The 13,418-nt window shown below is 35.0% G+C and carries 12 protein-coding genes; 7 read left to right on the top strand and 5 right to left on the bottom strand.

The window, feature by feature from the left end; genetic code table 11:
• The first annotated feature begins 5 nt into the window (after positions 1-5).
• From H5T44_02970 to H5T44_02940, 7 genes are read left to right on the top strand one after another with little or no spacing between them, the layout of a single operon-like run.
• On the top strand, positions 6-1,241 hold the full coding sequence (locus H5T44_02970; GenBank protein MBC7081193.1) for an ATP-binding protein: 1,236 nt from the start codon (positions 6-8) through the stop codon (positions 1,239-1,241).
• Positions 1,242-1,264: 23 nt separating this feature from the next.
• Entirely contained in the window at positions 1,265-2,035 is a 771-nt protein-coding gene (locus tag H5T44_02965) for an FAD/NAD(P)-binding protein (protein MBC7081192.1), read from the top strand.
• A 43-nt stretch (positions 2,036-2,078) separates the two neighbouring features.
• Complete coding sequence (locus tag H5T44_02960; GenBank protein MBC7081191.1) at positions 2,079-2,531, top strand: 4Fe-4S binding protein; 453 nt, start codon at positions 2,079-2,081, stop codon at positions 2,529-2,531.
• Positions 2,524-3,582 carry a (Fe-S)-binding protein gene (locus H5T44_02955; GenBank protein ID MBC7081190.1) on the top strand — a complete coding sequence of 353 codons (1,059 nt, stop codon included), beginning with the start codon at positions 2,524-2,526 and terminating at the stop codon, positions 3,580-3,582. The genes H5T44_02960 and H5T44_02955 overlap by 8 nt, the downstream gene beginning before the upstream one ends.
• Positions 3,579-4,853 carry a CoB--CoM heterodisulfide reductase iron-sulfur subunit A family protein gene (locus tag H5T44_02950; protein MBC7081189.1) on the top strand — a complete coding sequence of 425 codons (1,275 nt, stop codon included), beginning with the start codon at positions 3,579-3,581 and terminating at the stop codon, positions 4,851-4,853. The genes H5T44_02955 and H5T44_02950 overlap by 4 nt, the downstream gene beginning before the upstream one ends.
• On the top strand, positions 4,846-6,519 hold the full coding sequence (locus H5T44_02945; protein ID MBC7081188.1) for a CoB--CoM heterodisulfide reductase iron-sulfur subunit A family protein: 1,674 nt from the start codon (positions 4,846-4,848) through the stop codon (positions 6,517-6,519). Before H5T44_02950 ends, H5T44_02945 begins: the two co-directional genes overlap by 8 nt.
• Complete coding sequence (locus tag H5T44_02940; protein MBC7081187.1) at positions 6,516-9,542, top strand: hydrogenase iron-sulfur subunit; 3,027 nt, start codon at positions 6,516-6,518, stop codon at positions 9,540-9,542. Before H5T44_02945 ends, H5T44_02940 begins: the two co-directional genes overlap by 4 nt.
• Here the strand turns inward: H5T44_02940 and H5T44_02935 are convergent.
• Genes H5T44_02935 through H5T44_02915 form a run of 5 tightly spaced genes read right to left on the bottom strand, consistent with a single transcriptional unit; the run spans position 9,535 to position 13,349 of the window.
• Positions 9,535-10,482, bottom strand: a complete 948-nt coding sequence (locus tag H5T44_02935) for an NAD(P)/FAD-dependent oxidoreductase (protein ID MBC7081186.1) — start codon at positions 10,480-10,482, stop codon at positions 9,535-9,537. The two genes, H5T44_02940 and H5T44_02935, sit on opposite strands and share 8 nt — an antisense overlap.
• A 33-nt stretch (positions 10,483-10,515) precedes the next feature.
• Positions 10,516-11,472 (bottom strand): bifunctional phosphoglucose/phosphomannose isomerase, encoded by a 957-nt coding sequence (locus tag H5T44_02930; protein ID MBC7081185.1) that lies wholly within the window; start codon positions 11,470-11,472, stop codon positions 10,516-10,518.
• A gap of 16 nt (positions 11,473-11,488) precedes the next feature.
• Positions 11,489-11,890, bottom strand: coding sequence for a CoA-binding protein (locus tag H5T44_02925; GenBank protein ID MBC7081184.1), 402 nt, complete (start codon positions 11,888-11,890; stop codon positions 11,489-11,491).
• Positions 11,890-12,948: an ATP-NAD kinase family protein gene (locus tag H5T44_02920; protein ID MBC7081183.1), complete on the bottom strand. Its 1,059-nt coding sequence runs from the start codon at positions 12,946-12,948 to the stop codon at positions 11,890-11,892. The genes H5T44_02925 and H5T44_02920 overlap by 1 nt, the downstream gene beginning before the upstream one ends.
• The gene (locus H5T44_02915; GenBank protein ID MBC7081182.1) at positions 12,945-13,349 is read right to left on the bottom strand and encodes a hypothetical protein; all 405 of its coding nucleotides are present in this window, start codon (positions 13,347-13,349) and stop codon (positions 12,945-12,947) included. Before H5T44_02915 ends, H5T44_02920 begins: the two co-directional genes overlap by 4 nt.
• Positions 13,350-13,418: the final 69 nt, after the last annotated feature.

Here is a 13,418-nt window from a genome sequence, read left to right as displayed (position 1 = left end):
ATTTTATGGATAGAAAATATATCCTGGGGGCTAAAGAAGGAAATGAAAAAGCGGTTTTGAATATTGGGAGATATTATGCGCTGGATGGCTCGCTCGGGGCGCCCGTGTATTTGGACATTTCAAAGCCACATGTGATTTTTTTATGCGGGAAAAGAGGGTATGGAAAATCATATACTATAGGAGTTCTCCTTGAGGAATTTTATTCTCTTGATGAAGAAATAAGGAAAAATATTTCCTTTATTGTTGCGGACACATTAGGAATATTTTGGTCCAGTATTTTCCCGAACAGGAAGGAGGAGGAAAAATTGGAGAGATGGGGAATTGAGGCGAGCGGGGTGGAAATTGAAATATTTTCATCTCCTGAGCTGGTGAATTATTACAGGAGATTTGGAATAGATGCAAAAGAAATTTTAATAGCTACATCCTTCCTTAAGCCATTTCACTGGTGCAGGCTCTTTGGAATATCCTCTCTTTCTGCGGAAGGAGTTGCGATATCAAGAGCAATAGGTGATATGGAGGGGAAATATAGTATAGATGATGTAATAGAGAAAATAAGGAATGATGATGAGATAAGCAAAGAAACTAAGTTGGCCTGCATAAATTTTTTTATCATGGCAAAAAATTTGAAAATATTTGGTAAAGAAGGAATAAATCTGGCGGATATAGCCAAAAAAGGAAAAATATCTATAATTGATCTAAGCGCTTATGATGAGAGCATAAAGGAAGTAATTTTAAGCATCTTAGGAGAAATTATTTTTTATGAAAGGATTATTGAAAGAAAAAGAGATGAGGAAAGAGAAATGGGAATTTCTCAAACCCAGCAAAATCTGCCTTTCATATGGCTTGCAATAGATGAAGCTCACATTTTTCTGCCAAAAGAAGATAAGATAACAAAAGATGTTTTCATCAGGAAATGGCTCCGCCAGGGGCGCCAGCCGGGCCTTAGCTTAATTCTGGCTACACAAAGAGTTAGTTCAATGGACGCGGAAGTGCTTTCTCATGCGGATATAATAATTTGCCATCGTTTGACCTCACAAGAGGATATTGATGCGATGAATAATGTGAGACCCACTTATATGAGGGAGAGTATAGGAGAGGCAATTAAGAAAATGGGGAGTGAAAAAGGGGTTGCATTAATAGTTGATGATATAACAGAAGTAAGTCATTTAGTAAAAATAAGACCGAGGAGAAGCTGGCATGCGGGAGGAGAGCCAGCCATTAAATCCGCTGTTAAAAAATAAATATATCCGCAAATATTACACCAATGAACCCATTCATGCCAGTAAAAGGGAGGGTAATAGAAAATAAGAAGATAGATGATAAAAAATTTTTAAGGATTGAAGCGGAAAATTTTAATTTTATTCCTGGGCAATTTGTTGAAATATCTCTTGCTGGAATTGGAGAATTTCCCATCTCAATATGTTCTCCTCCATATGAAAAAAATTTTTTTGAAATTTGTGTAAGAAATGTTGGAAGAGCAACCTCCTTTCTTTACAATTTAGATAAAATTGAATATATCTTTTATAGAGGACCTTTTGGAAATGGTTTTCCGATGGAAAAATTGAAAGGAAAAGATATTGTTGCAATAATTGGAGGCCTCGGTATATTACCTTTAAGAAGTTTTATAAAGGAAGCAATTCATTCAAAAATTTATAATCAGTTGAGAATTCTTTTTGGGGCAAGAAGCAGGCGAGATATGCTATTTCAGGAAGAAATTGAGGAATGGAAGAGACATGCTGAAGTATATGAAATTTTTGAAAAAGAAGGAGCAAGAAGAGGGTTTGTGACTGAGCTATTGGATGAAATAGTCTTTGATGGAAATGAATATATTCTGATATGTGGCCCTCCCGCAATGTTTAAACCAGTTATAGAAAGAGCTATAAAAAGGGGAGCAAATGAAGAAAAAATCTATCTATCGGTTGAGAGAAGAATGAAATGTGGAATAGGTAAATGTGGGCATTGTATTGTTGGAAGTTATTATTCATGTATTGATGGGCCAGTTTTTGAGTATGCTAAATATAAGCATGCTATTTAATGTCAAAGTAAATAATAAATAAGAGATGCGAATTATTTCAGCGATGCTCCTTTATAAACAATTTCCAGTCTCAATAGATCAAGAAAAATGCTCAAAATGCAGAATATGTTTATCAATATGCGATTGCTTCTCATATGATAAAGAGAAAAAAATTGTCTCGGTTAATGATATTTCATGCAAGGGTTGTGGTGTATGTGTTGCTTCATGTCCATCTTCCGCCATATATCACATACAAGATGAATCATTTTTTTATTTATCTGAAAAAATTGAAGTAAATGAATTTGAATGTGAAAAATGCTTGTATGAATTTATTGAGAAGGAAAATTCAGTAATTTTTTGCGAGAGAAGATTTGATATCGGAATTGCAATTGAAAAGTTATATGAGGGGAAAAAAATAGAGGTTAGGAAATGCATTTTTTCTGATAAGATTTCAGATAGTGAAAAATTCAAAAAATTTTCAAAAATTATCCATTTATTTGGTGTTAAAAATGATTAAAGAGATAGTAAATGAGAGTAAGGCATACTATTGTGTTGAATGCAGGAAATGTAGCTCCGCATGCCCTGTTACAAGAGTTTATGGCAAATTCTCTCCTGCAAGCATTGTTGAAAGATCTCTTATAGGTATAGAAGATGAATTGGTTTATTCAAATGATATATGGAAATGTTTGACATGTGGAATTTGTGAGGAAATATGTCCATCTGGTGTTGATTTTTTATCTTTTATAAGAAAAGTGAGAGAGATTGCAATGGAAAATAAAAATTTTGGAATTCCAGCTCATGAAAATATTTTTGGAAAATTGCCCATTCTATTTGAAAAAAATGATTTAAATTTTAGCATAAAAAATGTAGAAATAGATGAAAAATCAAAAATTCTTTATTTTGCTGGCTGTCTGCCATTGTATGATGTATTTTTTGAAAATATCGGATTCAGTGGAATTTCAATTGCAGAAAACACAATAAAAATTTTGAATTATTTTGACATTGCTCCCGCTGTTTTATTTTCATGCTGTGGGCATGACGCATTATGGAATGGAAATAATGAGATTTTTGAAAAGATGAAGAAAAAGAACATGGAAAAAATAAAAAATTTTGAAAAAATAATATTCTCCTGCCCTGAATGCTATAGAACTTTTAAATATGATTACAAAGCTGGCATTGAAATGATGCATATTTCTGAATTCCTTAAAAATAGCAAAATTGAGGGAAATTTAAATAAAGAGTGCACATTCCATGATTCCTGTAGATTAGGTCGCCATCTAGGAATTTATGAAGAGCCAAGAGAAGCATTAAGGAATGCGGGATATGAAATAAAAGAAATGTCCCATTCAAAAGAGAAAGCAATTTGTTGTTCCACTTCCGCATGGATGGCCTGTGATTGGAAGGCGGAGCAAATAAGGAAAGAAAGGCTTTTAGAAGCGGAACAGCAATCAAAAATGCTAATAACAACCTGTCCCAAATGCAAAATTCATTTCCTATGTACCATGAGTCATGAAAATTATGAGCTCGAAGTAAAGGATTTTGTTGAAGCAATTGGAGAAGCAATATGAAAAGCGTGCTTGTTATTGGCGGAGGGGTTGCGGGCATTCAGGCGGCGCTTGATTTAGCGGATAGAGGTATACATGTTTATTTAGTTGAAAAGGAGCCCAGCATCGGTGGGAGGATGGCTTTGTTAGATAAGACAATGTCAACAAATGACTGCAGTATATGCATTCTTGCTCCTAAAATGAATGAATGTGCATCTCATCCAAATATAGAGATACTTGAATATTCTGAAGTTGTTGGGCTTAATGGAAATGCGGGAAATTTTAAGGTTAAAGTGAAGAGGAGGGCAAAATATGTTGATGCTAGCAAATGCACTGGATGCGGTGATTGCATGGAAAAATGTCCTACAGAAGTGCCAAATGAATATAATAACTATATCGATAAAAGAAAGGCAATTTTTCTTCCATTTCCTCAAGCGGTTCCAAGGAAAGCAACAATTGATAAGAGATATTGCCTGAAATTAACTAAGAATAGGTGCGGGCTATGTCAGAAAATATGCAAGGCAAAAGCAATAGATTATAGTCAGGAAGATAAAACAATTGAAATTGAAGTTGCTTCAATAATTGTTGCTACGGGTTTAAAAGCATATGAGCCATATGATATAAAAGAATATGGCTATGGAAAATTTGCAAATGTTCATACTTGGATTGAATATGAAAGGCTTATAAACGCATCTGGTCCAACTCATGGACATTTGAAATGTGCTCCTGATGGAAGAAGACCTAAAAAGATTGCATTTATTCAATGTGTAGGCTCAAGAGATGTTAGAAGATGCAGATGGTGCTCTTCTGTTTGCTGTATGGTATCTATAAAAAGTGCAATGCTAGCAAATGAGCATTATAATGATATTGAGTCCTTCATATTTTATTCAGATTTAAGAATCTTTAGCAAAAGATTTTATGAGTATAGCAAAAGAGGGGAGAAGGATTATAAAATTACATATATACATGCTCGTCCAGGAGAAATAATTGAGGATAAAAATACTAAAAATTTGATAATATATTATGAAGATGAAAATGAGGGGAAGGTGAAAGAGCTTGAAGTAGAAATGGTTATTCTTGCAACCCCTATAATGCCATCAGATACCAATTCAGAAATTTCAAAAATCCTTGGAATAGAGCTTGATGAACATGGGTTCATTAAAACAAATGGTGTTGAAACAACAAGGAAAGGAATATATGCAGCAGGTTGTTGCTGTGCCCCTAAAGATATAACAGAAAGTGTTTATCAGGCAAGCGCTGCCGCATGCAGGGCGGGGGAGTGGTGCAATGCCTAGAATAGGGGTTTTTGTTTGTGATTGCGGTACAAATATAGCGGGCTTTTTAGATGTACCAGTGGTGTGTGAGTATGCAAAGAGCTTGCCAGACGTGGTTTATGTAAAGGAAAATATGTACACATGCTCCAATGCAGGTCTGCAGGAAATAATTAATGCAATAAAGGAATATAAGCTTGACAGGGTTGTTGTTGCATCCTGCACGCCAAGAACGCATGAGCCACTTTTCAGAAAAGCTTGTGAGATGGCTGGGTTGAATAAATTTTTATTTGAATTTGTTAATATTCGCGACCAATGCTCATGGGTTCATCAAAAGGAAAGGGAGAAGGCAACAGAAAAAGCAAAGGATTTAATAAGAATGGGAGTTGCAAAAGCCCGCTTATTAGAGCCATTAGAAGAAATAAAAATACCTGTTGAAAAATCCTGCCTTATTATAGGGGGAGGCATTTCTGGATTAACTTCTGCTGTTGCCCTTGCAAAGCAGGGAATTGAGGTGCATTTAGTTGAAAAAGAGGATAGACTCGGGGGAATATTGAATTATATATATAAGGTATATCCAGAAGATGAAGAAGCGAGCAAAGTGCTAAAAGATGCTGTTGAGGAAGTTAAAAAGTACAGGAACATAAATATATATTTATCAAGCAAGGTTGAAAAAATTGATGGCTATATAGGAAATTTCAACGTGCTAATAAGAGGGAAAATAAATAAGGAAATAAAGGTAGGAACAATAATTGTTGCAATTGGAGCAAAGCCATATCAGCCAACATATATGTATAATTATCAGGAATATGAAAATATAATAACCCAGATTGAGCTTGAAAAAATGCTTAAGGAGAATAAATTAAAAGGAAATGATTTTGTTTTTATACAATGTGTTGGAGGGAGAGGGGAAAGAGTAAGGTATTGCTCAAGGATATGCTGTATGAACTCGGTGAAAAATGCAAGGATAATTAAGAAAATGATTCCTGATTCAAATGTATATATAATTCATAAGGGTTTGCAGAGTTATGGAGTAAAATATGAAGAATATGTGAGGAAGGCAAGAGAAGAAGGTGTTAGGTTCATAAGAGTTAGTGATAGCATTCCAACAGTTTCATCAATTGAAAGAAAAGATGGCAAAATATTTGTTGGATTGTATCATCCAGGGCTCAGGAGAAAAATTGAATTGCCTGCGGATCTGGTTATTCTTTCCACTCCTCTTGTAGAAAGCGAAGACGCTAAAAAAATATCCCAAATGCTAAAAGTTCCTCTTGGTTTAGATGGCTTTTTCTTTGAGGCCCATGTAAAGTTGCGCCCTGTTGATTTTGCAACAGATGGAATTTACATGTGTGGTTCCTGCAGGGCGCCCGCAACAATTGAGGAAGCAAAAATTCAAGCTCTTGCAGCTGCTGGAAGGGCATCCATTCCTATGTTAAATGGTTTTGTGAAAGTTGAGCCATATACGCCATATATTGATGAAAATAAATGCATGGGCTGTGGAATGTGTGTTGAAGTTTGTCCATATGGAGCAATGATAATTGTTGAAAAAAATGGTAAGAAAGTTGCTGAAAATATACCCGCTGCTTGTAAGGGATGCGGGGCATGCTCTTCATCCTGCATACATAAAGCAATTGATATGAAGCATTTCAGAGATGAGCAAATAGTTGCGGAAATAGAGGTGATAGATTGAAAATACTTGGCCTACTCTGCAACTGGTGCAGTTATGCGGGCGCGGATCTGGCGGGAGTGAGCAGATATCAATATCCTCCTACAATAAGAGTTGTTCGCGTTATGTGCTCAACCAGGGTTGAGCCATTTTTCATTATTAAAGCATTTCTAAAAGGTGTTGATGGTGTTCTTGTTGGAGGTTGTCATCTTGGAGACTGCCATTATGTCACTGGAAATTATTATACAATAGGGAAGATTTATGTTGCAAAAAAGCTACTTAAATTTGCGGGGGTTAATCCATCTCGCTTAAGGCTGGAATGGATTTCTGCTTCTGAGGGAGAAAAATTTGCAAGGATTGTTGATGAATTTTCAAGAGAAATTGAAAAGCTCGGGCCATTGAAAGAGGAGTTGAAAGATGATACCCTTCTTAAAGTTGCATACAATGTTTCAATTAAACCAAGAGCAAGAATTATTGCGGGAAAGCACAGAATGCTCACATTCCTTGGAAATAAATATGATGAAATTTATACAAATTATGAGTTTGACAGAATAGGCGATGAAATTTTAAGAGATGAGATGAATATAGAAACAATAAAATTTTTAATCAATGAAGGAAAAGGATTTGATGAAATATCGAAGTTTATTGATAAAAAAATTCTATATTTATATTTGCTTGATATGATAAAAAATGGGGAATTATCTTTCAGAGAGGAAAATGGAAAATATGTATTTTTATTAGAAAATGAAATAAAAAAAGAGGAAAAAGATTTTTCATTAGATATAAGCGAAACAAAAGATATAAGCGAATTGAAGAAGGCACATGTGATAATAGGAGGAGGAGCATATGGCATAAACAAGGCGATTGAATTATCAAAAAATGGAGAAAATGTTGTTATTGTTGAGAAATATCCATCAATAAATAAATATACCATAAGGAAGCACCTCTCCTCTTTAAACGATGATTGCAAATATGACGAGTTTCTGGCCTTAGTAAAGGAAGGAAAAATATTTATTGCAAACAATTCAATTGTAAAAAGCATAAGGGATGGGGTTGTAAAAATAATAAAATATCCTACAAGAGTTAATGAAAACTGCAACAACTGCAATATATGCTATGAAATATGCCCTGTAAGGACAGTTGATAGGGAGCAAACTATTTTTTCAAGGAAAGCAATTTATGGAAGAAATGGCGCACCAAGCACATTTTTCCTTGAGAAGGAGAGCCCTTTCTGCCAAACTAATTGCCCTGCACATGTTGATGTTCGAGGATATGTGGCGAGAATTGCGGAAGGAGATTTTGAAGGGGCAATAAATTTAATAAGAGAGCGCCTTCCTTTGCCAGGTGTGCTTGGAAGGGTGTGTCCTCATCCCTGTGAGGAAATTTGCAGGAGAAATGGAATTGATGGGGCAATTTCAATAAGGTTATTGAAGAGATTTGTTGCGGATTGGGAGTGGGAAAATAAGGGAAAAATTGATCTCGGAAAAATGCCAGTAAATGAAAATAGTAAATATAAGATTGCGGTAATTGGCTCAGGCCCAGCGGGTTTAACTGTTGCATATGAACTTGCAAGAATGGGGTATAAAGTTAAAATTTTTGAAGCACTACCTGTTGCAGGGGGAATGCTCGCGGTTGGCATTCCTCCCTATAGGCTTCCAAAAGATGTGCTGAATAGAGAAATAAATGCAATTCTTGAAATGGGTGTTGAGATACAGTTGAATTGTAGGATAGGAAAGGATATATCTTTTGAAGAGATCAGGAAGAATTTTGATGCAATATTTATTGGAGTAGGAGCTCATAAGAGCAGAAAGATGGGTATAGAAGGGGAAAATTTAAAAGGAGTTATACCTGGAGTTGATTTCTTAAGAGAAGTAAATATATATCCAGAAAATGTAAGGGCAATTATTTCAGGGAAGAAAGTTGTTGTTATAGGTGGAGGAGATGTTGCAATAGATGCTGCAAGGTGTGCAATAAGATTTGGATGCGATGTGACAATTTTATATAGAAGGAGCAGGCAGGAAATGCCCGCTCGCGAGGAAGAAATAAGATATGCAGAAGAAGAGGGAGTGAATTTTCTTTTCCTAACCGCTCCTTTAAAAATTGTTGGAAAAGAAAGCGTTGAGAAAATTGAATGTGTGAAGATGGAGCTAGGAGAGCCAGATGAAAGTGGGAGAAGAAAACCTGTTCCAAAGAAAGGCAGTGAGTTTTTCATTGAGGCGGATGTTGTTATTTCTGCAATTGGTCAGCAACCTGATCTATCATTTCTGCCAGATGAAATAAAGAAGGATGGATTGATTTATGTTGATGAAAATACTGGAACAACATCTCTGCCGGGAGTTTTTGCGGGAGGAGATGCGGTGAGTGGCCCATCTATAGTAATAGAAGCGGTTGCATGGGGAAGAAGAGTTGCAAAGGCAATAGATGCCTATTTACATGGCAAAAAAATAGATTTTGATCCTGTTGAAAGAGATATAAATAGAATGATAGCAAGTTATGAAGACGTTGATATCATGAAAAGAAATGTTGTTTTATCAATTTTTGGAAAAGAAAAGAGAAAAAATATTGAGGAGATAAGCATTGATGAAAGGATAAGCACATTTAAGGAAGTTGAGAAAGGTTTTGATAAAAAAACCGCTGTTAGTGAAGCAAATAGATGCTTGGCATGCAGAGCTTGTCTGGGTTGCGGAATATGTGGAAATGAATGCATTAAAAATGCTATTGATTATGAAGAAAAAGAGAAAGAAATTGAAATATTTGCAAAATCAATAGAAATTGACCCAGAAATAAAATTCAATCACGAATTTTTTACTCCTTTTGAAGTTGAGGATATACTTGATTTGGGAATAATCATGGATTTTAATGCAGAAAAATTGAAGAAAATATGCTTTTTAAATTTTGAAAAAAATAAATATTTTGAAGAATTGAAAGAGAGAATTTTGGAAAAAGGAATAGAAATTTGCGACGCAGATATTGGGGTAGATTTCAAGATAGATTTCAAGTACTCTGAATTACCTTATTATAAGAGGATTAGAAGGATGTTCAGCTGATTTCTCCCGCCCAATATGGCTTCCTTACATATTCATATATCTTTTGGGATGCTATTGCTCCGTGGGCTGCGCCAACAATGAGAAGGCGGAATGCCCCCCTCACGATATCTCCCACCGCAAAAACTCCTTCAACATTTGTGCGCTGCATGTGATCGGTTATTATATATCCTTTTTCATCTGTTTTTATTCCAAGTTCTTCAAACATTTCTGTATTTGGTTTTAGACCAACCGCAAGAACTATTTTATCTACTTTCAATGTCTTTCTTTCTCCTGTTTTGTTGTTGAAAAGAATGGCTTCCTCAACTTTATCCTTTCCTCTTATTTCTTCAAGCTCTGTATTTAGCATTATATTTATCTTGCTTTCCTCCATCTTCTTCACATTTTCATCTAAAGCCCTGAATCTATCTCTCCTGTGAATTATTGTTATTTCTTCAGCAAGGTCAACTAAATCAAGTGATGCATCAACCGCAGTATCTCCCCCTCCCACAACAAGAACTTTACTCCCTATGAAATCCTCTCTATGGGTAACATAGTAATAAACCCCTTTGTCTCCTTTATTGAATTTACTCTCTCCTTCTATGCCAAGCTCCTGCGGGCGTGTTCCAGTTGCTATAACAATTGTCTTTCCATGATATTCATTTTCCTCTGTTTTAACAACACCTCCTTTCTCTATTTTAATAACTCTTTCCCTGACCATTGTAATATATTTGCTCTCCCTTGCTTGCTTTATCCATTTCCTCACAAGTTCAATTCCGGTTATACCTTCCGGAAATCCTGGATAATTTGGTATCACTTTACTCGGGTATAGAGTAGCGGGCAATCCACCCCATTTCCCACTTTCAAGCACAAGCGTTTTAAGCATCCTGCTTGCACACATGATAGCAGTTGTCAAACCAGCAGGCCCACCTCCAACAACTATAACATCGTACATTTCTTCCATTTTTATCCCCAAAGTATATAGAAATGCAATTTATTATTTTTGCGGAGTTTTGCTTGCCAGCTCTTTCTTCAACTCTTTTATCAATTTTGTTTCTATTGGATCAAAACCATCCAAATTTGCTTTATATAAGCTCACATAATCGCCTATATAAAGAGAAGATATCATTTTTGCAAACAAACTTTTACCTTCCGCAAAATATTCAATAATTATTGCTTTTTCTCCATATTTTCTTTTCATGAAATCAAATCTTTTTTTAACTTCCTCATTTTCATTTCCTCTTAAAAAAATGCATGTTAAATTTTTTAAATCTCTTTCCCAAGCCTCGATTTCATTATGATTGCATTCGCTTACTTGAAAATCAAATGCAAGCATTTTTGCATTTTCATTTAATTGTTGCCTCCATCTTTTTGCTATGCTCGCCATTTCCGCATATCCATATATCAATGGAATTCCTTTTATTTTTTTTGCAATTTCTTCCGCAATATTGCCCTTCTCTTTCATTCTATCTCTGATAATTTCAGTAACTGTTATTATTTCTTCGTAATCTTGCTTTTTGATAAGCCCGTTATTTTCAAGAGTTAATGCAAGTGTAAAAAGAAGATATGCAATTGCAAATCTTGGGGGCATGCCTGCGGGCAAAATTATTGAATTTTTCTCTTTTGAAAGTATGCCACCTGATGTTACCGCAAGAATTTTACAACCTTTCTTCTTTGCTTCTTTATAGCATGAAATTACTTCCGATGTATTTCCACTGTAACTCATTGCAATTAAAAGAGTAGAAGAGTCTGCAAAATATGGGAGATTATAATCTTTAACAGCAATAAAAGGGACATTTGAGAAATTTTTTAATATCTCCCCGCTTATTCCTGAGCCACCCATCCCACAAAAAATTATTTTATCAGCAGAAAATGAGAAATTATAAGAGCTTGCTATTTTCAATGCATCCTTTATTTGCTCGGGAAATGAATTAAGGAGCGAGAATGCTTGCATGATAGTAAATCTTTTATTATATAAAACCGTTTATAACTCCAATACACGCATTGAATATAATATCTATCTCATCCCTGTATTTTTCTATTATCTCCAAATTTTCGGAGCCGGGTTGAAACCACACAACTTTTGCCCTTGCCTCAATTGCCTCTTTTATTACTTCTTCCGCATATAGTTTATTTCTGAAAACATCTACTATGTCTATTTTATCTTTTATCTCTTTAAGGGAAGAATAAACTTTTCTTCCAAGAATTTCTTCATTTGCATATTTTGGGTTCACAAAAAATAGATTATATTTGCCAAGTTTTTTTGCAATTTGATAACTTGCTCTTCCCTCATCTTTTGATATCCCGACTATTGCAATGTTCCTTGCATTTTTTAAAATTTCAATTATTTTATCTCTTTCTGCTATTAACATTATACCACCTTCATTATTTTTCTTTCCTTATATCCTGTATAAACTGAGATGAAGCCATGAAGAATTTCATTTACCTCCTCGCTTCCAGTATCCACTTTTAAGGAATCTATTCTATCCAATTTTTCTTTTGTTGAAACAACTATTATATTTTCCTTGCCCACATTTCTTATTATTTCCGCACTTATTGGCTGATTACCCCTTCCAAAAATAAATCCCTGTCCCCCCATAGGAGATACAACAATTTTTGCCTTCCCTTTCAAAAATTTTTTTATATCCTCTTCACTCGCATCTTTAAAAATAATTTTTCCATTTTTTGCTAAATCTATGCCAAGAAAAGATCCTCCTCCAATCCTCTTTTTTATTTCCCAAGTTGTGGATCCTCCTCCTATTATATATAAAACATCTCTTTCCATTTCTTCAATAAACCAAGAAGCAATCTCCTCTTTTCCATTTCCATAATAAACTTCTTTACCGCATTGAACTTTTTCATGGCGAGGAACAATTGCATAACCCACTATTCTTGTTATTATCTTATCTTCCTTGAGCACATCTTCATCTATATCAAATATTTCCCTCTCCTCAAACCCCAGCTCATCAATTTCATCAACTATCTTACCCGCATCACCTGGAGTCATTGCAAACACACCCGAATACATCTTCACTCCTGATGGCACCCCAAGTATCGGCAATTTGGCGTCGATAGCCTCAAAAATATCCCTTGCGGTGCCGTCTCCACCCACAAAAACTATTATCTCTGCCTCCTTGGAGATTATTTTTGCTCCTCTTTTTGTGTCTTCCGCGGTTGTTTTTTCCCCTGCTTCATAAACAACTTTGAATTTTTTTTGACCCCTTAAGAGAGCATTTTCCCCCATTTCAGATGAGCATGTGATAAATTCATAATCTTTTTTTGTGCTTGATAAAAATTCGAGAGCTCTTTCTATTGCGACAGGTTTTGCCCCTCTTCTGATTGCCTCTTCAAGTTTTCCATCTGTGCCCTTCAATCCTACTTTCCCTCCCATTCCAGCAATTGGATTTATTATAAAACCTATTTTCTTCATTTAATTGTCTCTATTCTATCTTGAATAATTTTTTGCATTTTGAAAAGGGATTGCCTTATCTTATCTATTTTTTCCCTGGCGCTATCTGGAATATTTTCCAGTTCATCTTCTATATGCTCTAAGTATCCACGACATGCTATCAATGTATTTAGCAAATCATAAGATATTTCTCTAAGAGGCATGAGCTCTATATCTCCTCTCCTCTCCCTTATAAGATGTGTTTGTGGCTCTTTCTTATAATTTATTTTCTCATATAACTCTAAATATAGCTGTAAAGCCTTTACAAGCTCATTTCCTAAAACAGTATGTTTTTTTCCGTATTTTCCTTCTACAAACTCCTTGAATTTAAGCCATACCTCTTCCTGCTTTTCATCAACTCTTACTCCAATTGGCTTACTCATATTATCATTTTGCTAACAAAATGTTAAAACAAATCTAAATATAAGCTTTTTGTGTTAGCCAGAGTATTG

The sequence above is a fragment of the Thermoplasmatales archaeon genome, assembly GCA_014361195.1.
GTDB lineage: Archaea > Thermoplasmatota > E2 > UBA202 > JdFR-43 > JACIWB01.
Note: the sequence above shows the minus strand (reverse complement) of the source record. Positions and strands in the feature narration are given on the sequence as shown.

Excerpts from the sequence above, each read along its gene's own strand:
- H5T44_02970 (MBC7081193.1), top strand. The coding sequence starts at position 6 with ATGGATAGAAAATATATCCTGGGGGCTAAAGAAGGAAATGAAAAAGCG.
- H5T44_02965 (MBC7081192.1), top strand. The coding sequence starts at position 1,265 with ATGAACCCATTCATGCCAGTAAAAGGGAGGGTAATAGAAAATAAGAAG.
- H5T44_02960 (MBC7081191.1), top strand. The coding sequence starts at position 2,079 with ATGCTCCTTTATAAACAATTTCCAGTCTCAATAGATCAAGAAAAATGC.
- H5T44_02955 (MBC7081190.1), top strand. The coding sequence starts at position 2,524 with ATGATTAAAGAGATAGTAAATGAGAGTAAGGCATACTATTGTGTTGAA.
- H5T44_02950 (MBC7081189.1), top strand. The coding sequence starts at position 3,579 with ATGAAAAGCGTGCTTGTTATTGGCGGAGGGGTTGCGGGCATTCAGGCG.
- H5T44_02945 (MBC7081188.1), top strand. The coding sequence starts at position 4,846 with ATGCCTAGAATAGGGGTTTTTGTTTGTGATTGCGGTACAAATATAGCG.
- H5T44_02935 (MBC7081186.1), bottom strand. The coding sequence starts at position 10,482 with ATGGAAGAAATGTACGATGTTATAGTTGTTGGAGGTGGGCCTGCTGGT.
- H5T44_02930 (MBC7081185.1), bottom strand. The coding sequence starts at position 11,472 with ATGCAAGCATTCTCGCTCCTTAATTCATTTCCCGAGCAAATAAAGGAT.
- H5T44_02925 (MBC7081184.1), bottom strand. The coding sequence starts at position 11,890 with ATGTTAATAGCAGAAAGAGATAAAATAATTGAAATTTTAAAAAATGCA.
- H5T44_02920 (MBC7081183.1), bottom strand. The coding sequence starts at position 12,948 with ATGAAGAAAATAGGTTTTATAATAAATCCAATTGCTGGAATGGGAGGG.
- H5T44_02915 (MBC7081182.1), bottom strand. The coding sequence starts at position 13,349 with ATGAGTAAGCCAATTGGAGTAAGAGTTGATGAAAAGCAGGAAGAGGTA.